This is a genomic window from Campylobacteraceae bacterium (assembly GCA_013215945.1).
Taxonomy (GTDB): domain Bacteria; phylum Campylobacterota; class Campylobacteria; order Campylobacterales; family Arcobacteraceae; genus NORP36.
On record JABSOM010000002.1, the window covers coordinates 19103 to 42354 of the forward strand.

Genomic DNA, 23252 nt, shown 5'->3' on the forward strand with positions numbered 1-23252 from the left:
ATATTTTCCTTTTTTTATCTGTTTTTTTTAGGAATTACAACGGTATAGTCTAAATCTAGAACTACATTTTTGTTGTATTTTCCCTCATCATTTTTTAAAGCAAGACAATCTTTTGCTTGCATGTTTTTTAAACCAACACTTCTTAAACGTAAAAGTGCAATATCATCTCTGTTTACTTCAATTTTCTCTAAAATTTCTGTATAAGCATAAATAGTATCCCCAGCAAAAGTAGGATTACAATGTGTTCCTGCATTAATAGCATAAATCCATTGTGCATTTTGTAAACCATTAAAACTTATACTTCGTACAATTGAAATAACATGGCCTCCATACATTAGCCTTTGACCTACCGGAGTACTTTTCATCATATAATCATCAAAATGTACTTTTGCATTGTTTTGGTATAACTTAGTTGCTAAGGTATGATCACTGTTATCAACCGTAAGACCTTCACTGTGATTAATTCTCTCACCTACACTATAATCTTCAAAAAAATACTCTCCACCTGTTTTTTGTGTATTAATATTTCCCAAATGTGGAATAGAAATCTTTGAAGAAATTGTTGTTGTTTTAGCAAAACTAGGCACTTCATTAATATCTGATTTTACACTTGGATCTTTTTTGTGAATCATTACCCATCGTTTTAGGTTTAAAACTTCTTCGTTCTTCTGGTTATAACCAAGAGAATGAACATAAACTACGCCTGATTTGCCAGAGGAGTTTTCTTTTAATCCAATAACTTGCGTTTCTAGTCTTACTGTATCTCCTACAAATACAGGATTTGCAAAACTTACTTCTGCATAGCCTAAATTTGCAATCGCATTTAAAGAAATATCTTGAACAGATTTTCCAAAAGTCAAATGAAAAACCAGCATATCATCAAGAGGCCGTTTAGAATAACCAAAATCTTTTGCTAAAACATCACTTGAATGCAAAGCAAATCTGCTTCCAGTAAGCGCTATATAAAAAGATACATCCCCATCTGTTATTGTTCTATCAAGAGGATGAATGATTTTTTGACCTATGGTAAAATCTTCAAAAAAATTACCATGGTTTACTTTTGTACTTATTGTAGACACCTTATCTCCTTAGAATGAACTTTTTCCAATTTCTTTAAATCTGTCGTATAATGTGATCGTTCGCTGCGCCCAATTAATTCTTGATTTGTCAACCAATTCGTATCCGAATTTTATTACTTCTTTTCCATCTTTGAGACCTTCATTATAAGCAGATATCATTTCTTTTGCATTTTCAACTTCTGCTTTTTTAGGTGTAAAAATATCATTTATATATTCTAATTGAATAGGGTGAAGTGCTGCTTTTCCATCGCATCCTAAATAAAATGCTTCTTTAGCACTTTCTTCACAAGAGAACTCATCTTGTACATTAAAATGAGGTCCATCAATTACTACTTTTTCATAAGCCCTTGCAGCTAAACAAATTTGACTCATATATTGAAACATTGCTTTTGAACCGTGTTTAATATTGAGTTGAAGTTTTTGTGCTAAATTATTCGTACCAATAATAATACAAGCCAAACTTGAACTTTGTGCACATATTTCTTGAATGTTTAATACACCCAAAGGTGTATCAATCATAATCATTAACTCCAGTTTTGAATCAATACTGTCAATAATTTTTTGTGCTTTTTTTACATCACTAGCACTTTCTATACTTGAAAATAAAACGCCATCTACTTTTATTGTATTTAGTACTTCTAGGTCTTTTTTAATTTGCTCAGAATCTAATCTGTTTATTCTTACAATCTTTTCAGAATTTCCAAAATTATCGTCTTTTTTAAATTCTTTTACCAGTAGTTTTCTAGCTGCATCTTTTTGATCATGCAAAATAGCTTGAAAATCAAAAATAATAGCATCTGCAAGTACTATTCTTGCTCTTTGTACATTTTTTTCATTATAAGCAGGTACAAATAACATAGAACGTCTTGGTCTGTATATTTCAGATTTTAATGTAGGGCTTACGTCATCTCCTAGGGCAAGAAGTTGTTTAATCAACTCTTTTCTTAAAACTTTTCCATTCTTTGTTTTAGGATAATCATTTACCACAAAGATTTTTTTAGGTGCTTTGTATTTTGCTAAGTTTTTTTGTCCAAAAGCCAATATTTTATTTTCATCTTCTTTAGAAAGTTTTTTATCGCTTAAAATAGCAATAGCAACAATGGTTTTACCGGCTTCCACATCTAAACCTACTGCAACACAATCATTTACATCTTCATGTGTTTTAATTACTCTCTCAATTTCATGTGGACTTACTCTAAAACCAAAGGTATTGATTAAATCATCTTTTCTTCCTAAGAACCAAATATAACCATCTTTGTCTTTTTTAGCATAATCTCCTGTTAAAAAATAACCGTTTCTTTTTACTTTTGCTGTTTCTTCTTCTTGATTCCAGTACTCTAAAAATAATCCCGGATTTTCCAAACCAATAGAAATCATACCTTCTTCTTGTGGTCCTACTTCTTCCATTGTTTCAGGGTTTAATAATTTTACATTATGTCCAGGTTGTACAAAACCAGCTGATCCTGGTCGTATTGGTCTGAATTTTGAATGTGAAATATAATACGAAAACTCACTCATTCCAATAGCTTCATAAATATCTTGTTTAAATCTGTCTTGCCATAAAGATACCATTTCAGAAGATAAATGTTCACCCGCACTCATACAATGTCGTAAACTTGGACAATCTTCTATTGTAAAACTTGTTTTTTGTAGGATTTGTCTGTAAATTGTAGGTACACCTATAAAAATAGTACACTTGTGTTTTTTAATAAGCTCAACCCATGATTTAGCGTCATTATTTCCTTCATAAGCAATAACGGTTTGCCCTTTGTATAATGGATCCATTAATGCAGAACCTAAAACATAAGTCCAGTTAAATTTACCAGAATGCATAATTCTATCATTGTCTTTAAAATCAAACCAAAATTCACTAGCAGGTGCGCGCCCAATTAATGACCTGTGAGAATGTAATACACCTTTTGGAAAACCAGTAGTCCCAGATGTATATACTAAATATGCAGGCTCACCAGATTTTGAATTATAATGATTGGGTGTTACATGTGCATTTTCAATAGATGTTTCAAAACAATATAACCTTGCTCCATGAGGTTTTTGCAAAGAGGTAATATCTTTAGCTCCTGAAACTATAATATGTTTTAAATTGTCTAAGTTTTCTAAGTAAGGCAATAAAGTATCATACATAGAAAAAGAAACAACAATTGCTTTTGCTTGAGAATCTGTTGCTAAATATTTAATTTCAGGCCCAGATAAAAGGGTTGATGTTGGAACTGCAACAATTCCCGCTTTAATACTTCCAAAAAAAGTAATAGGGTAAGCCAAAGAATTTTTCAAACATATTAAGGTTCGGTCTCTTGGCTCTAATTTAATACTTAATAAAAAATTGGCAAATTTATCTGATTGTTGATTTAATTCTTTATAGGTAATTTGTGAAGTACCTAAAGAAGAATCTTCAATAATCATAGCGGTTGCATTTTCTTTAATTGTTCCCATATGAGAAGTTGTACAAGCCGTACCAATATTCAAAAATTCTGGAACTTTTATTTCAAACTGTGGGTATTGTTCTATTTTCATACTAAACTCCTTATATTTGACCAAATGGCCAGTTTTCTTTAAATGTATGTAAAGGCATTTTATTAAGTACCGTTAATGCAAAATCTTGATCTTCTTTGTTTAAACTTTTTAAAGCATAGGCTCTTAAAATATTTTGTAAAGATTTACCAAACATTGGAGGATCTAACATTTTCCCTTCAAAGCGTATCGCACCACTTAATAAAGCATCTGCTTCAAGCGCTGCTTTTAATATAAACACATCTTTAGCAATTTCTTGTGGGCTTGGAGTAAATGCAACCTTACAAATATTAATATGATTGGGTGTAATTACTTGTTTTCCTGTAAGTCCCATAGCTGTTTCTCTTTTTGCATGTGCATAAACATGTCTTGATGCATCATCCCCATGTAAATCCAACCATCTTCTAATGTCTTTTTTCTCTAAACAAGAATCAGGTAGAGAGTTGGGTGTTAATAATACTTCAACCCCTCCAATTACTCCACATCCTTGAATCCTAGCTTCCATAGTAAGAATATTAAAGAAAGTCTCTAATTCATCAATCCAACCCTCAGGTGTGATTTTGTATGCCATTGCTTTAGAGAAATCATGAATACCAAAGATTACATGTTTAACCGTAGAATAAGACATTAATTTATCTGCAATTTGTAAAGATTTAGGATGCTCAATAATAGGTTGTATTGTTAATTTACTTCCAATAGTTACTAACCAAGAAGATAAATCTCTAATTTCAGCATCCCCATATACTTCCCCAGCTTTTGCTAATACAATTACATCAATGTATTTATGAACTTGTTTAATTAGTTTTAAATCTTCTTCATATTCATCTGTTCTAAAAGGATTAATTCTAATGGCAATTTGAAAATCTCTTTCTGGAAACTTAGGTAATTCTTCTAAAAGTAATTTTCTAGAAATTTCTTTCATTCTACAGCCATCTTCTAAATCAAATAACAGTGTATGTGCTTTTGTTTTATAGGCATGTTTTTGAAGTCTTAATTTAGCTTCTGCAATGCTTTCATAATTTCCATCTAAAGGATTAAATTTAATAGGTGGGTAATAAATTTGAATTCCTGGCCAATGACCTCCTAATACTGGAAACAAATCATCTTTTGCGGTTAATTTTGTTAAATCTACTGTTGCTGAAGTCATAATTTACGCCTTTTTCTTTATTATATTTCTTAAATTCTTTTTAGTAACACATGTCGATAGAAGAATTTAATCATAATAAACAGGTGTAAACATAAAAATAAAATGTAATATTTATTTTTAAGCTATTATTTATATATTATGTAGAGCCTTGTATGTAGGCATTGTTGAATATACAAAAAAGTTTTTCCCACATAATGAGAAAGTTTTTTTCAAAAATAGCAGATAATGAAAGAAAAATTTCAAAATTTGTAAAAATTATTTTACCATTTTGTTACATTTGCTAAAAGAAGCTTAAATTTTTTTATTATATACTACAAGTAATGAAAAATAAATGCTTGAAAGTTCTTTATGCGCAATCAAAATAAGTCATTAACAAGAGGTCTTCAGATTTTAAAAGAAATCTTGTTTTCAAATACACCTCTTACTGCTGTTATGTTGTGTCAAAAACTTGATATTGATAAAAGTACAATGTCTAGGTTAATTACTTCTTTGATGAACGAAGGTTTTATTAAATACTTAGGCAATACAAAAGAGATAGTAAAAGCAGACATTATGGATATTATGACTTCACAAGCCAGTCAAGATGTGTTAATCCAACGCAGTCAAGATTTATTAGAAGATATTTTTAATCTTACCAATGAATGTGTTTATTTAGCCATTAATGATAACAACTCTTTATTGTATTTAAATCAAATAGATAATTCTACGCGTGTTATAAAAATGAGAAACAGTATAGGTTCTTATGCGCCCTTACATTGTACGGCTTTGGGAAAAGTTATTTTAGCTTACAGTGATATTGATATTTCTATTTTGGATTTAAATGAATATACAAAAAATTCTCTTTTAAAAACACGTTATTTACAAAAAGAATTAAACAGGGTCTTGGAAAATAAATATGCACTTGAACAAGAAGAGTTTGAATATGGTTTAAGTTCTTTGGCTGTGCCTATTTTTGATTATGAAAATACATTTTTAGGAGCGGTTGGAATTGCTGGTTTATCAGCTAGGTTAAGCCAAGAGAGTTTACATAGTATTGCTTTACAAATGTTAAAACTCTCTTCTAAGAAAATTAGAATCTAAAAAACTAAAAGCTTTTGCTTTTAGTCTAAAAACTTTCCCACTCATCATTACTGTCGTCTTGAATAAACTTCGCACTATTAATAGCAATGTTTTTATTTACTGCTTTTTTATCTTCAATTTGTAAAACTTGTTTACTGTTTTGTATTACAAGGAAATCATTTGTTTCTTCTTTGAGAGGAATTTCTCTTGCTTGGATACTGTTTTTACCTGTAAATTCTTTTTCATTCGCATTTTTAACAATCACTAAAGCAATGTCTTGTGTTTCTAAAGCAATATCTTGTGTGATGCTTGCAACGTTTGCATTTTCTTGTGTTTGTTTATCTAATAAATTAATTGAATTTGATATTTGATGAATACTATTTTGTTGCATTGAACTTGCTGTTTCTATTTTATTAATTAAACTCAAGGTATTTTCTATGTTTTTATTTAAACCTGCATATCCAGCAATCATTTTATTTGCAATTTCTTTTCCTGTATTTGCTTTTGTTGTTGCATGTTCAACCAAATCTTTTATTTCTTTTGCTGCTTGGGCTGAACGTGAAGCCAGATTTCTTACTTCTTGGGCAACTACTGCAAACCCTTTTCCAGCTTCCCCAGCTGTTGCTGCTTCAACAGCAGCATTGAGTGAAAGAATATTGGTTTGAAAAGCAATTTGATCAATTACACCTATTGCTTCATTGATGGATTCTACTTCTTTATTGATATCATCCATCGCAAGTGTTGTTTGTTTTGCAAAATCTTCCCCTTCTTTTACAGAAGTATTTAATTTATTCGCATTAGACGTCATTTTAGATACATCAGAAGTAGTATCGCTCATAACAGAAGAGATATCTTCAATAGCTGCTGCTGTTTCTTCAAGCGATGCGGCTGCTTCATTTGAAGACTTACTTAGGTTTTTAACATTTTTTAATAATTCATTGGAACTGATTTCTAAACGTAATCCTGTGGTTTTATTTTGCCGTAACATTTCACTAATTGTTTCCGCCAAAGAATTAAGGCTATCTACCATAGCTCCTTTTGAAGAAGTTATTCTATAAGAAAAATCAAGATTATGAAATTTTTCTAAGGCTTTTTGTATTTCATTAACATCATCTGCAACATTGTTTGAAATGGTTTCCAGCATATCATTTAAACTTGTTTTTAATTCATCCAAACTATCATTAGAAGTACTTGCCTTTATTTCTTGTAACAATTTTCCATCTTTTACTAAAGAAACAACTTTTTTAACTTCTTCAATAAGAATTTCATCTTCTTCCATTAATTGTTTTGTTTTTAGAATATTTTTATTAAGAAGTTTGGTCATTTTTCCTAATTCATCTTCTGAGTTTTCTTCTAAAAGCTCTATATGTTTACTTTCTTTGTTAATGTATTTAAAGAAATTTAAAAAACCATCTTGGAATGAAACAAGTGAGCTTGTAATACTTCTGATAATTAAAAGTATAAAAGTAATTAAAATTAGAATTAATAATGCAGAAATGATTAAAGAGAATTGAATCATATTTTCTATTTTTTGACTTGTTGTATTTTTTATTTCTTTTGCTAGTGTAGATAATAAAGTCTCCGCTTTATGAATCGTTTTTCTCATTGTACCTTGAACCCCAAGTTTACTTGAAAGGCCAATTCTTTGTTGAGCCCCAACTAAAGATAAAAAATCTTCTTTATACGAATACAGGTTATTGATTAATTCACTATTATTAGTAAATTCTAAAGACAAAGCATCAATCTTTTTACTATATTTATCTACATATTTTAAATCAAGTCTTAACATAAAATCTTTTTCTTGTTTTCTTAAATCATAGACTTTCGCCAAGAGTTCATAATCCTTGGATTTTTTTGCATAATCTTGTATTTTATGAACACTTGCTCTTAAACTTCCATACAATGCATCTTTTGGATGAAGCCCAATTTCTTCTTGATTTTTAACAAAATCGTAAAAATCGTTTTTATATTCTAATACGAATTTTGAAAAGAGAGTAAGTTTATTGTTTTCAATATTTTGGCTTTGTAAATGTTTTTTTAAATACCTGATATCGTTTATTAAAACATTAATATTTTTCTCAAACTTTTGTTTGTATTTTAAGTCTTTTCGTAAAATAAAATCTTTTTCATTCCTTCGTAACATCAGCATGTCACTTTGTAATTTTTCAATTTTACTTTCTATTTGACCAAATTCTTTCGTATCCTGGGTTGATACATACATTAAAGCACTTAATAAACCTAAAGAAACAATGGTTAAGAGTAATAAAGAAAACAGTTTTACACGAATCGACATAGTAGAAAACATTTAACATCCTTAAAATATATTTAAATAATTTAAGGAATAATAATCTAAGTTGGTTACAATTTAATTACATGTTTAATTATTATATATAATTACAAGTAGTTAAAGTCAAAGTCTTAATTTAATCTCTTTTTAATGATAAGGGTATATTTATGTCTTCGTAATCATATTGTTTATAGTCCGTATTTTTTGCATCTATAGTATAACCTGCCATTCTATCCGCTAATTCATTGCCTTGTGTTCCGGCATGTGCTTTTACATGTTTTAAGCTGATTTTATTTTCTATTTCATCATAAAGATTGTGTGCAAGTTTAATTATTTCTAAGTTCTTTATTTCCCCTGTTTTTTTAGTCCAGTTTTTACTTTTCCATGAATATGCCCATTTTGAAATACAATCTATACTGTATTTTGAATCAGAATAAATAGTTATACGTGAAGCTTGTGATTCTTGGGCTAATAATAAAGCTTTATACAAAGCATTTAACTCAGCCGTATTATTCGTCCCCATACTGTGATACTGCCCATATAACAAAATGGGTGCATTTTCATCATAATATAAAGCCAAACCGCTTCCTGCTTCTCCTGGATTATTAGAACACGCGCCATCACAATAGATTGTTAAACTATTATTTTGAACGGTTGTTTTGTTTTTTTTGATTGTTTTTGTTTTTGATAATTCTTCTTTAAAGGTTTTAATTGAAAAATAGTTTTTTTGTATTTGTTCTTGTGTTTCTTTTGAAAAAGTTCCTCTTAATAATATAAGTAAAGCAGCTTGTTCAAGTGAGATATCTTTATTCAAAACCTTCGTATAGTCTTTTTCTTTTAGTGATAAAATATTTTCTTGTGCAGTATTTAGTTGGGAGTCTTTTAGTATTAATTCTAAAAAAGCATTATCAATTATCATTGTATTCCTAGTTTTTTATTTGGATTATATCAAATGTATAAAGGAAAAAAGCTTTAAAAGAAGTATTTATTTTTTTATTTTATTTTTTTCAAGTAAAAGCATAAAATCCTCTTTATTTAAGGGTTTTGAATAATAATAACCTTGATAATACTTACAATTGTATTTTTGTAAAAAATCTTTTTGCGCTTGTGTTTCCACACCTTCTGCTACTGTTTTTAAATTCAAACTGTTTGCCATTGCAATAATTGCTTTTATAAGCGCTTTATTTTCTTCTTTTTTATCCAAATCATGAATAAAAGAACGGTCAATTTTTAATTTACTAATAGGAAACTTTTTTAAATAACTCAAAGATGAATAACCAGTACCAAAATCATCAATAGATAAATCAATACCCATTTTTCTAATTTTATTCAGTTGTTTTAATGTTTTTTTATCATCATTAACCAATAAACCTTCTGTAATTTCAAGTATTAAACGTTCTGCTTTTAAGTTACTTTCTTCTAAAGCTTCTTTAACTAAAAGAGCTGTATCTACTAGTTGAAATTGTCTGCTTGACATATTTACAGCAACTTTAGGTGCATCTATAAAAAGATTTTCCCATAAAGCTGCTTCTTTACAAGCTGTTTTTAAAGCCCATTCTCCAATTTCTACAATTAAACCAATTTCTTCGGCTAAAGAAATAAAATCACCAGGTGGGATATACCCTTTTATAGGATCTTTCCATCTAATTAAAGCCTCCGCACTTGTAATTTCATTAGTATTTATATCAACAATAGCTTGATAATGAATGTCAAATTCCTCTTTTTCCAAGGCTTTGTGTAAACCTGTTTCTAATTCTCTTCTGTGTTGAATTTCTAAATCCATAACATTGGTAAAAAATTGAAAATTATTTCGTCCTTTTTGTTTGGCTTTATACATGGCTGTATCTGCTTTTCTTAGCAGTGTTTCTGTATCTTGCCCATCTTCTGGAAAAAAAGTAACGCCAATACTTGCAGAAATAAAAGCTTCATGACCCTCTAAATTAAAGGGTTTTACCAAACTCTCCAGAATTCTTTGAACAACAATTTCAATTTCTTGCTCTTTTTTTACATCGGGTAAAATAATTGCAAACTCATCTCCCCCTAAACGAGAAGCCGTATCACTTTCTCTTAAAATATACAGCAACCTTGCAGCTACTTCTTTTAAGAGTGAATCTCCCACACTGTGTCCAAACGTATCATTGACATATTTAAATCTATCCAAATCAATAAAAATCAAAGCAACTTTATTGTTTTCTCTTTTTGCCCTAATTAACGCTTGGGAAAAACGTTCCAAAAGAAGATTTCTGTTTGCTAATTGGGTTAAAAAATCGTAGTTTGCTTGGTTCTGAACCAAAGCAGATATCTTTTTTGCTTCTTCATAGGATTTTCTTAGTTTATTTTCAACAAGATATCTTTCTTCTATTTCTTTTTGTAAGTTTAAATTACTTTTTAGTAGTTTTTTAGTACGAGAATTTACACGCTTTTCTAAAGTGATTTGTAAATTACTTAAGTTTTTGTTATTGCGGTACAAAGAATATATAATAAACAAACAAAAAAGCAAAGTCATCATATTAATAATGATAGAATTTTTAAAAGATGAAAAAGTAAATGCTTTTTCGTTTTTCCAAATCAGACGTTTGTCAAACTCTTTTCCTAATCTAAACGCATGTACATCATGTGTCATTTTTTTTAAGAGTTCTTTTACTTCAAAAATGACTTTTTTATTTACTGTTTTTCTATTAACATAAAGATCTTCATCTATTTTTGCCATATTTTTTTTTAAAGAAGATAAATCAAAAGCTTTGTTTTCAATTTCTTTGTTCAAACCTCCAATATATAAACCCTCAACGCGTGACCATAAAATATTAAACCACTTGTCAAAACTTTCCCATTCTTCGTTTTTTTGGTAGTATACTTCTGTAATTGCTAAATTAATTTGTCTTAATTCATATTCATATTGTGTCATATAAAACAACATATGATAGGTAGTTTCTTTTTTTGATTGATAAGCAGCTTGATTGAAAATCATTACAGAACTTAACAAACTTAATAAAAAAACGCCCAATAATATAGCAATAAAAAAAAGAGGTTTTCTGTCTCTTTTTTTAGTCATTAATATTTGCTTTTGTCATTTGCCAAATTGCACGAGAATAATATGTTTTTTGATCCAATTCTGTGTTTTCTCCCCAAGGGTACATCAACCATAAAGGACCTTTTGTTCTTACTGTTAGTTCTTTATTGTTTACATGGCTTGCAATAATTACGTCGTAGTTATAAAAATCTTTTGTAGGAATAGTAATTTTATAGTCATTGTAAGCACTTGCTACAAACTTTTTCCCTTTTAGTTTGTATTTATCTAAGATATCTCTTAATAAAGGACCTGTAAAAGAGGTTTGTCCTTTTGTCCAGAATGTTACTTGTTTAATAGTTATTTGATTAAATCTTTCTAAGTCTTTTCTTGTTAAGTGAATTGTTTTTTCGCCGCTGGTTAATGTCAATAAAACTTCTTTTTCATTTGCTAAAGAGTTTGAACTTAAGATAAATAAAGAGAATAATACTAAAAAAATAGATTTCATTTTTAACCTTTTGATTTTAAATAAGAATAACATAAATTTACTTATATTTTATGGGAAAACAGCGAATAAAAGTAAATAAATAATAAATTAATAAATTTTTTTATAAGAATTTTTTTTCTTCGGATAGAGGAAAATAAATTTATTAGCTATACTTTCAAAATACAAAAAAATAAGGCATAGCAACAATGGCAGAAAAATTTAAAGTAGAAAAAAATACCAAACTTCTGGACTTTTTATTTTCAAAACTGCAGTCTTGGCCTAAAAAAAGAGTAAAACAACGTTTGCAAAATGCAAGTGTAAGAGTTAATGAGATTATGCAAAATAAACATGATTTTGCTTTAAAAACAGATGATATTGTAGAAATTGGCGTAATTAGTAAAACATCCTCTTCTTTTGCAAGTGTTGAAATTATTTACCAAGACAAAGATATTGTTCTTATTAATAAACCTTCTGGACTGTTAAGTGTTTCAAGTGCTAGTGAGAACAAAGAACATGCTTTAGCAATATTGCGAAGACAATTAAGTCGTGGAAATAATAAAATTGCTTTGTGGCCAGTACACAGATTAGACCGTGATACCTCAGGTCTTCTTTTATTTGCTACTTCAAAAGAAGGGCGAGAACAAATAATGAGCAAATGGCCTTTAAGTACTAAAACATACTTAACCATAGTACATGGCATCTTAAAAGTAAAAAAATCTACAATTAACGAACCTTTACGTTTGGATGAAAAAATTTATAAAATGCATGTAGGTGCACATAAAGATGCAAAAGAAGCGATTACTCATTATGAAGTACTAAAAGAGAAAAATAAAAGATCTTTATTAAAAGTGAATTTAGAAACTGGACGACAGCATCAAATACGAGCACATATGGCATATTTGGGCCACAGTGTTATTGGTGATGAACGTTATGGAAAAAAAGGACCACGTATGGCTTTACATGCTTGTGAACTTTCTTTTTATCATCCAAAAGATGATAAAAAAATAAGCTTTAAACAAGAAGCACCAAAAGACTTCTACGATTTATTATCCTAAGATATAAAACGTAGAAGGTTTTATTTTATAAGATATTAAGTTGGTGAGCTAATTCATCTGCAATGCGTTTATAGTTTCTTACAGCAAGAAGTCTTTCTTGTCCTTGTAATCCTACTTGTGAAACTTCATCTTTGGATAATGAAATAATATATTCAAGTTTGTTTGTTATCTCTTCTTTTGTAAAATCACACATCCAAGCACTTGAATCGGCATCAAAAATAGAAGCATTGTTTGCATTATTAGTCATTAAACATGGAATGGCTGAAGCATAATAATCAAGGACCTTCATAGGTGTTGAGCTGTTAAACAAAGTAATACTTGGCAGTATTGCTAAACCTATATCTGCTTTTGCTATGAGCTCTAAAAGTTCATGTTTCGTATTTGCATTGTGGATTTCTATTGAATCTTCCAGGTTTGGGTACTTAGAAATCATTTCTTTTAAATATTTAGGATCTTTAGTTGAAATCATTAATTTAAATTTGCTTGTATCTATTTTTGAAAAAGCTTCTAAAACGGTTTCAAATTCTCTTAATTTATCCAACGTTCCTGCGTAAAAGAAGCGTTTTTCTTCCCCTTCATGTTGAATATTTGGATATAAAACTTCTGGATCAATTGCGGAGGGAATAACAAAGGTTCTTGTTTTAACGTTTTGTAAATAATCATCTCTCATTTGTCTTGAGGTTGGCAGAAAAATATCACATTCATTTATTAAAGAAGCTTCTGTAAAGGTTTTGATTTTATTTGAAATTACATCAAAAAAACTTTTTTTGTTGTTTGCTTCATCTTTTTGCAATTTTGCAATACGTTTTGGAAAAGAGAGTCTAAAGCCCAGTTTAAAATTGTATATATGTTTGATTTTTAATACTTCTTTTAAAATAGAAGTATGATTTCGTACAAGAACAAAAGAATAATCATTTAAAGAGATGTCATTTTTAGCCAATTCGCTTATAATTTCATTTTTGTATTTTAAAGGCATAATAAATTGATTTCCATTTTTTATAGAAAATTCATAGTTTGTTTTAGAAAAATAAACAATATGTACAATAAAGTGTTTATTTAGGTATTTCTCAAATAAGGGTCCTATAAAAGTATTTTCGCTGTTTTCATTTTGATCTGTTAAGTATAAAAATTTATCCATTGTATTTCCTTAATTAAAATATGAAAAAGTTTAGCATAAAAATAGGGCAAATAAACAACATTTTAATTGTGTCATTATTGCTTTTATTCAAATAAAATTATTTACTTAGCTATAGCCCTTGTTATAGTTATCATATGTTTATTAAAGCAGCTTAATTAGTCTAGGTAAATAAATTTTTTAGCTATTTTATGGGATTTGTAATGATAATTGTTTATAAAATATTTACTGCCAAATTTATCTCTAAAAAGTTATTAATAATTTCGTTTTTTTACAATAAAGTGTTTATTTCTTGCTATACTGTGATATAAAATTTAAGGAATATAAATGATAAAAAGAGACTTAGTAGATAAAAGAATGAGTCGTATCGTAATTCATGGAGATACAGTATATTTCGCAGGAATCGTTTCAGATGATAAAACCTTAGATATTACAGGACAAAGTAAAAGAGTATTAGAAATGGCAGAAGAAAGATTTGCACTTGCTGGCATTTCAAAACATGATATTTTAAGAGCAGAAGTTTTTGTAAAAGATATATACAGTGATTTTAAAGCGTTTAATGTGATTTGGGATGAATGGGTTTCAAAAGATACTCCTCCAGCTCGTGCTTGTGTAGAAGCGAATATGGCCAGTCCTACCACCTTGTTAGAAATCATTTTTACTGCTTCAAAAGCGTAAGAGAAGAAAGTATTTTTTAGATATAAAAATTTTGTGTTTTGTATGCTTTTAAATATTAGCTACAAAATAGTTTAAATAAAAAAGGAAATGAATATGAAACTATTAGTACTTGTTTTTTTTGTATTCTTTTTTGTTTCTTGTTCTTCAAAATACAGCGTAGATAAAAAATATAAAAACATTTCAAGTCCCCAAAACTATGAAATAAAAAAATTAGAGCATGATTTACTTTCTTTATCTTCAACTATCAATAAAAAAGAAGCCAAAATACTCTCACGCATACTCATACTACATTCTTTAGAACTTGCCAATTCTTATAATATAACAGGCAGTGCTTGGATGCATAATTCTTTGATTAACTTAGGGCTTAAAGAGCGCGGTTTTTGTTATGATTATACGCAAGATTTGGTTAAAAAAATTAAAAAATATAATTTTAAAACATTTAAATTTTATTGGGCGGTTCATAAAAAAGGGGAGTATTTTGAGCACAATGCTTTGGTGGTAAGCTCCGTTTATCAGAATTTTTTAGGCGGTTTGATTTTAGATGCATGGAGAAATTCTGGGGAGTTATTTTATTTAAAAGTACTAAAAGATGAAGCATATTCTTGGAGTGAAAACAAAAACAAAACTTCTTTTTATTTTAAAGAAAAAGAAGAGTAAAATTTTACAAAGAAAATCTTTTAATTATTATGGTATAATGCGCTTTTTTCAAGATGATTTAAACAAAGAGTTTAACGTAAGTCTTGTAAACATCCAAACAAATTATTAATCCCTAAATGCAGAAGCATTTATATTATTACAGACAAAAAATAAAAGGTAGTTAATGTTATTTACACAACTTGGTTTATGTGAACCAATTTTAAAAGCAATAGAAGATCAGGGATATACAAGTCCTACTCCAATTCAGGCTCAAGCCATTCCTATTGTATTACAAAGAAAAGATGTTCTAGCGGGAGCACAAACAGGTACTGGTAAAACAGCTGGTTTTACTCTTCCCTTATTAGAATTATTAAATCAGAACCCAACAAAAGGTAAGCCTAAAGTAAGAGCACTTATTTTAACGCCTACTAGAGAATTAGCAGCACAAGTTGCTGAGAGTATTGAAACGTATGGAAAATATCTTTCTTTTAAATCTTGCGTTATTTTTGGTGGAGTTGGAATCAACCCTCAAAAAGCAATCTTAAAAAAAGGTGTTGATATCGTAACGGCAACACCAGGAAGATTATTGGATTTAATGTCTCAAGGAAGTATTAACTTAAGTGATATTGAGTGTTTAATTCTTGATGAAGCAGACAGAATGTTAGACATGGGTTTTATTCACGATATTAAAAGAATATTAAAAGTATTACCAAAAGACAAACAAACACTTCTTTTCTCTGCTACATTTTCAGATGAAATTAAAAAATTATCAGATGGTTTATTACACCAACCAGAATTAATTGAAGTTGCAAGAAGAAATACTTCTTCTGAGCAAATCAAACAAATTATTCATTATGTAGATAAAGATACAAAAAAAGCTTTATTAACCCACTTGATTCATGAAGAAAAATGGACACAAGTACTTGTATTTACACGTACTAAACATGGAGCTAATAAATTAAGTGAGCATTTAAACAAGAACTTTATACTTTCAGCTGCCATTCATGGAAATAAATCTCAAGGTGCAAGAACAAAAGCTTTGGCAGATTTTAAAGCAGGTAAAATCAAGGTTTTAGTAGCAACAGATATTGCAGCACGTGGAATTGATATTGATTTACTTCCTCATGTTGTAAACTTTGAATTACCAAATGTTCCAGAAGATTATGTACATAGAATTGGAAGAACAGGACGAGCTGGAAACAATGGTGTTGCTATGTCTTTAGTATGTGGTGAAGAAATGCAAATGCTTGAAGACATAGAAACTTTAATTAAAAAAGATGTTGAAGTAATAGAAATTGATGATTTTACTTCTGTTCAAAAGAAAGTTAGCCCTCCTAAACAAGGTGGTAATCGAGGAAACCAAAGAGGAAACTCTAAACCTCGTAATGATAGAGGAGGACGTACTAACGCTGATCGAAAACATTCTCGTAATGAAAATGGAAGTTCAAGAAAAGAAGAACATTCAAACTCAGGGGATTCAAGAAACAGAAATGACGGACGTTCAAGAAACAACGATTCACGTGCTAACTCAAATGATTCAAGAAACAGAAATGATGGACGTTCAAGAAACAATGACTCACGAGCAAGCTCAACTGATTCAAGAAGCAGAAATGAAGGGCGTTCAAGAAACGCTGATTCACGTGCTAACTCAAATGATTCAAGAAGCAGAACTGACGGACGTCCAAGAAACAATGATTCAAGAGCTAACTCAAATGATTCAAGAAACAGAAACGATGGACGTTCAAGAAACAACGATTCACGTGCTAACTCAAATGATTCAAGAAACAGAAGTGATGGACGTTCAAAAAACAATGATTCACGATCAAAATCATCTTTTTCATCTTCTACTTCTTCTTCAAAAGACAATAAACCTTCTTCTAAACCAAGCGCAAAAAGAAGACCAGCTAATTATTAGTTCATAAAAGTAGAAAAGCAATGGCTTTTCTTCTTTTTACTCTTTTTCTATAACAAATCCACTTTTAAATAATATAATGTTTGATATAATCTTCAGTATCAAGGATTCAAATGAAATACTATAAAAATATAATCTTAACTTTTCTACTTGCGTTTATAATACTTGGATGTTCAAGTAAAACGCCTTATACCAACAGATCACAAATGATTTTCATGTCTGTCTCAGAAGAACTTTCTTTGGGCGAAAAAAGCTATAAAGAAACACTTAAAAAATCAAAAGTAATTGTCAATACAAAAGAATCACGAAAAATAAAAGAAATTGGAAAAAAAATAGCCAAAATCGCCAATCGACCTGATTTTAAATGGGAATTTAATTTAGTAGAAAACAAAGCAATGAATGCTTTTTGTTTACCAGGTGGAAAAGTAGTGATTTATACAGGAATTTTAAAAGCGGCTAAAAATGATGATCAACTAGCAACGGTTATGTCTCATGAAATAGCTCATGCGCTTGCACGGCATGGGGCTGAACGTATGACTTCTTCAATGCTGCAAAAAGGTTTGTTAGTTATAGGAAATGTTGTAATAGCATCACAAGCACCTGAATATACGAATACTTTTAATCAAGCTTACGGTATTGGAAGTCAATTTGGTGTTATGTTGCCTTATGGAAGAATGCAAGAAAGTGAAGCCGATGAAATAGGTATTTATTTAATGGACAAAGCAGGTTATGATACAAAAGAAGCCTTAAAATTTTGGCAAAATATGAGCCTTGGAAAAAAAGAAAAAAATGAATTTTTCTCAACACATCCCAGTTCAAGTACCAGAATCAAAAAGATTAATGATGTTATTAGAAAAATAGAGAAAAAACAATAATGAAATATTTATTGGCTCTTGTATTATTAAGTCCCGCGCTTTTTGCTTCTAAAGTTTTTGAACAAAATATTAAATATACCTGTTTGAATACCTATAATATAATACAAGGAAAAAGAATAACCCTTAGTTATGATGAAGCAATTAAAAAACCTTTAAAGATAATGTTGCACAAAAATAAACTTTATTCCAGCGCAGATGAAATTTATGAATTTAAAATGAAAAAGAATGAATTAATTTCTTATTCAAATGAAAAAACAATGCTTTTATTGGATAAAGATTTGGGTCTTGGTCTTGTTCCTAAAAAAGGAAGAGGGGCTTATCAATATTATTATCAGTGTGTAAAAACAAGAAAATGATGAAAGCTGAACCCTTGGCACTAAATTTAAAAAATAAAAGAACAAATACGCCCAAACTAATCCAAGCTAAAGTAAAAACTTGATAAAACTCTACACACAAAATTATTTTACATCTTTTGTAGAATAAACTTAAAGACGGTTGGGAGAGCGGTTTAATCCGCTAGCTTGGAAAGTTAGTGTTCTTCACGGAACCAGGGGTTCAAATCCCCTACCGTCTGCCATTATACAATCAAAATCAATCAAAAACTTACATATAACTCCCATAATTAGCCCTATACTAGGTTCTTAATAAAATAGCTTGTAAAAGTCAATATAGTCTAATAAAGATGAATTAAAGATTTTTAAGGGTACATTTAGGGGTACACTTTCTGAAAATAAAAAGTGTACCCTTATTTTCTACAATCAAAGGACTTTAATGGCTCGAATCACGAAACCTCTAAGCGAAGCTGAAATAAAAAATGCAAAAGTAAGTGAAAAAGATTACAAGTTATATGATGGAAGTGGTCTGTATCTTAAAGTCTTTAGTAATGGAATTAAAAGATGGTACCTTAGATATGTCTATGAGAAAAAAACAAATACATTATCTTTTGGTAAATATCCTTTATTAACATTAAAAGAAGCTCGTGAGAAACGGAATGATACTTTAAAAGGCCTTAGCAATAATATTAACCCTTCTTCTAGAGCAAAAAATAAAAATATTAGAAAAGATGAACATAAATTTATTGACGTAGCTAGAGAGTACTTTATGATGCGTGAGGATTTGAATGAGAGATACAAAGGTGATTGCATTAGGAAATTAGAAAAAGATATTTATCCATACGTTGGAGAAGAGTATATGGACGATATTGAATCTTTGAGAATGGTAGAGGTGTTACAGATTATAGATAAGAGGGGAGCAAATGTTTCTGCTAAAAGAACTTTTAACATAGTAGAGAGAATTTATAGATATGCTTCAACAGTTGGGAAAGCTAAAAGAAATATTATGGGGGATGTAGATAGAAATTTAATATTTAGGAAAGTAGAAGTTAAAAACTTCGCACATACTACAGATATAAAAGAGCTTTCTGCTGTACTACATGCTATTGATTACTATGGAGGGGATTATTCAACAAAAATGGCTTTAAAAATTTTGCCACATTTATTTGTAAGGCCTTATAATTTAAGATATATGGAATGGAATGAAATTAATTTCATAGATAAGCTATGGACTATTCCTGGTACAAAAATGAAAACAAAAAAGGATCACATTGTTCCATTGTCAAGTAGTGTGTTAGGGGTTATTGAAGAAATGAAGAAGGTAAGTAAAGATGTAAGTAAATATGTTTTTCCATCAAGAGTATCTAATTCAAAAACCTTATCAGAAAACACACTGAATTTTTCATTAAAAAGAATGGGGTTTGATTTGACGGCTCATGGCTTTAGACATACTGCTTCAACATTGTTACATGAAAATAATAGAATACATAAAATTAAGAGTGATATTATTGAAATGCAGCTTGCTCATAAAGTTGGAAGTACTGTTCATCAAATTTATAATAAAGCAATATATTTGGATGAAAGAATTGATTTAATGAACTGGTGGAGTAGTTTTTTAGATAACTTAAAAAAAGACTAGGAATTATCTCTTTCATCTTTTTTATTTTGGATTAGAGCTTTAATTTCTGATTCAAGCCATCCTACGGAGGCTTTTGTTAATTTTATAGGCTTAGGGAAATCACCGCTTTTAATTCTGTTATAAATTGTAGGTCGTGAAACGCCAAATATATCAGTTACTTCTGTGATTTTTAATATTCTGTCTATTCTTTCACTCATGATTTTTCCTTTTTTAAGTTGTGTCTTGGTACTTTTTTATTTTTAATGCAATGACAATCAACAAAAAAAGAATGACTTCCTGCAGATACCTCATATTCACCGTCCCCATGACACGAACCACATACTGATGCTTTTTCTTGTAGTGTTCCAATGATTTTAATATTTTTTATTCTATCAATGCATTTTCCTAAGTCAAAAATATAATTATCACCATCTTTATCTCCATGAGAAATTGTTTCTATGTCATATCTAAACCTTGACTTGTTCCATTTAATAAAACCGTTATATTTAACACTTTCATTATCTCCGAATCCAATAAAATCAAATTCAATAATAGAACAATCATCATAAATCTTTTTATCGTTTATATCTGTTTTACCTATGTAGTAGTGAATTGTATATCTATTGCTATTAGTTGCTACATCATAAATTGCACCATTTTTAAAAGTAATAACATTACCTTCATTACTTATGGCGGCTTCGTGCAATCCCAAAAATCTTTTTTCTTTTGTATCATAAATTTTATATTTATTCATCATCTTCTCTCCAAAGCTTTTTCCCATCAATAATAACTGGGCCACCTCCTGCATAATCAAGCCTTCCTCCATCACTAAAAACCATTTCACCATTTATTGACTCAATATGAATGGATTCTGTTTCTTGACTTTCTCCCATTGTCATAGTTGAATCAATTCCATAGTTATCATATAGCCCTTGAATATCATTTATTAGTTGAGTGTCTGATAGTTTGTCACATTCTGCACCAAGTGTTATTTCGACTGTTTTAACTATAATTATTTTTTTCATTTATTACCCTTTAAAAATTCTTCTGGTGTAATTTCTTTCACATTTTCAATTAAATAAAAAGTTGGTTGTTCAATGTTTTTATCCAAATAATCAAGAATAATCTTTTCAATATTATTTTGATGTTCTTTTGTCATGTCTCCTAAGTAATCATCTGAAAAATCAGGAGAAACTTCATGTGCATTTTCTTTCATTTTTTCAATTAAATCATCGATACCTATAAAATCACTATGTTTTTGTTTTATTTGTTCTCCAACATAAACAATGTCACTTTCACCATATGATTCAAGTTCATATTCAATATGCTCTCTCTCGTAATATGTTTCTCCATCTAGGCTATATGCTAATTTCTTCATTGTTTTTCCTTATCTATAATTTGTTCAAATTCTTCATCAGTTAATTTTCTAGCATTTAACCACCAACTTAAATCATTATCATCTGATTTATCTATTGAGACATAAGGATGCTTGTGCTTGCTATATTCAAAAAATTGATAAACAACTCCTTTTTTAATATTTTCATTCCAAAAGAAACACCAATCATTTTGTTTTAATTTTTCTTTTTTCATATCAATCCCAATAACTAACGCACTCTTCTACATCTTCAAAAGGGTCATTAAGATTTAATTCAGATAATCCTACATTTTCAATGTGTGCAATAACTTCATGATATGCTCCATAAGAATCACATTTAGTATATTTTTTTATCATTTTTATAAATTCATATTTATACTTTTTAACATCTTTTTTTTGTTCTTCATTATAAAAGGTATCAGATTTATTTTTATGTCCAATATCACTACAAATAAAGCCGAAACCTGCACCCTTAGGAAACATATTTTTACAAGCCATTACTTATTCCTTATTAAATTAATTTTTAGTTATACTTTTCAGCAATGCAAACCCTATACTTAAGATTGCATAACTTATGTGTGTGCTTAGGGTTTGTTATTACCTTTAGATGTTTAGGAAATTTAGTTCATTAAAAGTATTCTGCAACTTATTTGTTATTGCTTTTAATCTCCAATATTCTCCATATAGTTTCTCAAACCTTTTTCTCTCTTCATCGTATTTCAAGCCTTTTTCTATTAGCTTTCTTATTTCTTGTTCTATTGTGGTTTGACTATTATTTTTTTTGAGGTTGGCTATTAGTTTATTTTTTTGTGATAGTTGAGATTTGTAACCGTTTATTTGTTGTCTATGGAACTTTTCATTAACTACAATTCCTTTGTTGAAATAATTATTTAAGACATCAAAACACTCATTTTTGTATTCGATTAATTTTTGTTTTACTTCTGGTCTAACTTTATTTGGATTGATACTGAACAGCCAACCATTTAGTTTTGATAATGGGATTGTAAATACTTCTTGTTCTCCACCATTAGTTTGAACTTTAATTAATTTACTTTGGTAGCTTGGGTCTGTTTTTATCTTTGTGAATTGTCCTGAAAAGATTAGTCCAATATTTTCGCAAATATCTTTTACTACTATTGATTGTGTTTCCTCTATAACATCTACATGAGTTAAATTGAAGTTCACTTTAACTAAGTTTATACTATTCATAATTACACCTTATTTGAGTTTTATTGTGCAAGTATAATTGATTTAAAGTGTTTTGTCAATAGATTAAAGTATTTTTAAAGTGGGAATTTATTTTAATTGCCACTTTAAAGGTGTTTAGTTATCTGAACACCTTTCTAGAGGTACCTACTTAAGCCATTCTTTGAGAGTTGCTTTAATTTTATCTGAATTCTCTAATTCTTTTTTTAATTTCAAAGTTTCGGTATATAACTCAATGGCTTTTTTCATGGCTTTACTAACATCTCCTCTTGAAGCATTACTTATTGAGTTTTCTCCATATCCAATAAATAAGCCCAACTGATTGTATGTTATTCCTAATCCTTTGCATGTATGTTTTACTAAGTTATATTCCTCTTTAGTTTCAATGTATATTACAATGATTTCAATATATTCACCTTGTTCGTCCTTATAATCTTTATATGGTACTGAAATATTATTTTCAAGAGGTACAGTATTTTTGTAGGTATTAACTTCAATACGAAGAGGGGTATATTTATTATCTATATATACACTCATAATTTGGGGAGTACTGACATGACTACTAAAGAAAGAATCTTTTAATGCTTTCTCAACATCTTCGATTGTTAAGTGCGTTTCATCTTCTTTTCTTATTTCATAGGGAATAGTTTGATATATATTCATTTGTTTCCTTTCATTGATTTACACCCTAAATTAAGATGTAAAATTTATTGTTAGTATTTAATTGGTTATGTAAGTAATATTACTTGCTTATAAAAATGTATTTTACATTAAAATACATTAAACTGTATGTACTAACTACTTAGGTGTACATAGTGTATAGGAACACCCCTGA

General features: G+C 29.1%; 24 protein-coding genes and 1 tRNA gene. 9 read left to right on the forward strand and 16 right to left on the reverse strand.

What is annotated here, in order from left to right:
• Positions 1–14: 14 nt before the first annotated feature.
• Genes HRT41_02030 through HRT41_02040 form a run of 3 tightly spaced genes read right to left on the reverse strand, consistent with a single transcriptional unit; the run spans position 15 to position 4755 of the window.
• Positions 15–1079 carry a MaoC family dehydratase gene (locus tag HRT41_02030; GenBank protein ID NQY22783.1) on the reverse strand — a complete coding sequence of 355 codons (1065 nt, stop codon included), beginning with the start codon at positions 1077–1079 and terminating at the stop codon, positions 15–17.
• Between the two features lie 9 nt (positions 1080–1088).
• Complete coding sequence (locus tag HRT41_02035) at positions 1089–3611, reverse strand: AMP-binding protein (GenBank protein NQY22784.1); 2523 nt, start codon at positions 3609–3611, stop codon at positions 1089–1091.
• A 10-nt stretch (positions 3612–3621) separates the two neighbouring features.
• Complete coding sequence (locus HRT41_02040; GenBank protein ID NQY22785.1) at positions 3622–4755, reverse strand: aldolase; 1134 nt, start codon at positions 4753–4755, stop codon at positions 3622–3624.
• 348 nt (positions 4756–5103) lie between these two features.
• Between HRT41_02040 and HRT41_02045 the strand changes: the two genes are divergently transcribed.
• On the forward strand, positions 5104–5835 hold the full coding sequence (locus HRT41_02045) for an IclR family transcriptional regulator (protein ID NQY22786.1): 732 nt from the start codon (positions 5104–5106) through the stop codon (positions 5833–5835).
• 25 nt (positions 5836–5860) lie between these two features.
• On the opposite strand, the gene HRT41_02050 is transcribed toward HRT41_02045, so the two are convergent.
• The 4 genes from HRT41_02050 to HRT41_02065 form a co-directional block, all read right to left on the reverse strand.
• Positions 5861–8119: a methyl-accepting chemotaxis protein gene (locus HRT41_02050; GenBank protein NQY22787.1), complete on the reverse strand. Its 2259-nt coding sequence runs from the start codon at positions 8117–8119 to the stop codon at positions 5861–5863.
• A gap of 118 nt (positions 8120–8237) precedes the next feature.
• On the reverse strand, positions 8238–9020 hold the full coding sequence (locus tag HRT41_02055) for a reverse transcriptase-like protein (protein NQY22788.1): 783 nt from the start codon (positions 9018–9020) through the stop codon (positions 8238–8240).
• Positions 9021–9086: 66 nt separating this feature from the next.
• Positions 9087–11153, reverse strand: coding sequence for an EAL domain-containing protein (locus HRT41_02060; GenBank protein ID NQY22789.1), 2067 nt, complete (start codon positions 11151–11153; stop codon positions 9087–9089).
• A complete protein-coding gene (locus HRT41_02065) occupies positions 11146–11616 on the reverse strand; it encodes a molybdopterin-dependent oxidoreductase (GenBank protein NQY22790.1) in 471 nt (156 codons plus the stop codon). Before HRT41_02065 ends, HRT41_02060 begins: the two co-directional genes overlap by 8 nt.
• A gap of 185 nt (positions 11617–11801) precedes the next feature.
• Between HRT41_02065 and HRT41_02070 the strand changes: the two genes are divergently transcribed.
• Positions 11802–12650 carry an RluA family pseudouridine synthase gene (locus HRT41_02070; protein ID NQY22791.1) on the forward strand — a complete coding sequence of 283 codons (849 nt, stop codon included), beginning with the start codon at positions 11802–11804 and terminating at the stop codon, positions 12648–12650.
• A gap of 25 nt (positions 12651–12675) precedes the next feature.
• Here the strand turns inward: HRT41_02070 and HRT41_02075 are convergent, their stop codons facing one another.
• The gene (locus HRT41_02075) at positions 12676–13788 is read right to left on the reverse strand and encodes a glycosyltransferase family 4 protein (protein NQY22792.1); all 1113 of its coding nucleotides are present in this window, start codon (positions 13786–13788) and stop codon (positions 12676–12678) included.
• Between the two features lie 324 nt (positions 13789–14112).
• Here HRT41_02075 and HRT41_02080 point away from each other — a divergent pair, with 324 nt between their 5' ends.
• The 7 genes from HRT41_02080 (at position 14113) to HRT41_02110 (ending at position 19857) form a co-directional block, all read left to right on the forward strand.
• Positions 14113–14463: a RidA family protein gene (locus HRT41_02080; protein NQY22793.1), complete on the forward strand. Its 351-nt coding sequence runs from the start codon at positions 14113–14115 to the stop codon at positions 14461–14463.
• A 93-nt stretch (positions 14464–14556) separates the two neighbouring features.
• On the forward strand, positions 14557–15120 hold the full coding sequence (locus HRT41_02085) for a hypothetical protein (GenBank protein NQY22794.1): 564 nt from the start codon (positions 14557–14559) through the stop codon (positions 15118–15120).
• A 163-nt stretch (positions 15121–15283) separates the two neighbouring features.
• Entirely contained in the window at positions 15284–17014 is a 1731-nt protein-coding gene (locus tag HRT41_02090) for a DEAD/DEAH box helicase (GenBank protein ID NQY22795.1), read from the forward strand.
• Positions 17015–17124: 110 nt separating this feature from the next.
• The gene (locus tag HRT41_02095; GenBank protein ID NQY22796.1) at positions 17125–17886 is read left to right on the forward strand and encodes a M48 family metallopeptidase; all 762 of its coding nucleotides are present in this window, start codon (positions 17125–17127) and stop codon (positions 17884–17886) included.
• Entirely contained in the window at positions 17886–18242 is a 357-nt protein-coding gene (locus HRT41_02100) for a hypothetical protein (GenBank protein NQY22797.1), read from the forward strand. Before HRT41_02095 ends, HRT41_02100 begins: the two co-directional genes overlap by 1 nt.
• 133 nt (positions 18243–18375) lie before the next feature.
• Positions 18376–18463, forward strand: a tRNA-Ser gene (locus tag HRT41_02105).
• A gap of 194 nt (positions 18464–18657) precedes the next feature.
• Positions 18658–19857, forward strand: a complete 1200-nt coding sequence (locus tag HRT41_02110; protein NQY22798.1) for a tyrosine-type recombinase/integrase — start codon at positions 18658–18660, stop codon at positions 19855–19857.
• Here HRT41_02110 and HRT41_02115 read toward each other — a convergent pair.
• From HRT41_02115 to HRT41_02150, 8 genes are all read right to left on the reverse strand, one after another.
• Positions 19854–20054: an AlpA family transcriptional regulator gene (locus tag HRT41_02115; protein NQY22799.1), complete on the reverse strand. Its 201-nt coding sequence runs from the start codon at positions 20052–20054 to the stop codon at positions 19854–19856. The genes HRT41_02110 and HRT41_02115 overlap by 4 nt on opposite strands.
• The gene (locus HRT41_02120; protein ID NQY22800.1) at positions 20051–20593 is read right to left on the reverse strand and encodes a hypothetical protein; all 543 of its coding nucleotides are present in this window, start codon (positions 20591–20593) and stop codon (positions 20051–20053) included. Before HRT41_02120 ends, HRT41_02115 begins: the two co-directional genes overlap by 4 nt.
• Positions 20583–20861, reverse strand: a complete 279-nt coding sequence (locus tag HRT41_02125) for a hypothetical protein (GenBank protein ID NQY22801.1) — start codon at positions 20859–20861, stop codon at positions 20583–20585. Before HRT41_02125 ends, HRT41_02120 begins: the two co-directional genes overlap by 11 nt.
• Positions 20858–21214 carry a hypothetical protein gene (locus HRT41_02130; protein NQY22802.1) on the reverse strand — a complete coding sequence of 119 codons (357 nt, stop codon included), beginning with the start codon at positions 21212–21214 and terminating at the stop codon, positions 20858–20860. The genes HRT41_02125 and HRT41_02130 overlap by 4 nt, the downstream gene beginning before the upstream one ends.
• Positions 21211–21426, reverse strand: a complete 216-nt coding sequence (locus HRT41_02135) for a hypothetical protein (protein ID NQY22803.1) — start codon at positions 21424–21426, stop codon at positions 21211–21213. The genes HRT41_02130 and HRT41_02135 overlap by 4 nt, the downstream gene beginning before the upstream one ends.
• A gap of 1 nt (position 21427) precedes the next feature.
• Positions 21428–21709 (reverse strand): hypothetical protein, encoded by a 282-nt coding sequence (locus tag HRT41_02140; protein ID NQY22804.1) that lies wholly within the window; start codon positions 21707–21709, stop codon positions 21428–21430.
• 105 nt (positions 21710–21814) lie between these two features.
• On the reverse strand, positions 21815–22420 hold the full coding sequence (locus tag HRT41_02145) for a hypothetical protein (GenBank protein NQY22805.1): 606 nt from the start codon (positions 22418–22420) through the stop codon (positions 21815–21817).
• Positions 22421–22564: 144 nt separating this feature from the next.
• Positions 22565–22804: a transcriptional regulator gene (locus tag HRT41_02150; GenBank protein NQY22806.1), complete on the reverse strand. Its 240-nt coding sequence runs from the start codon at positions 22802–22804 to the stop codon at positions 22565–22567.
• Positions 22805–23252 lie beyond the last annotated feature (448 nt).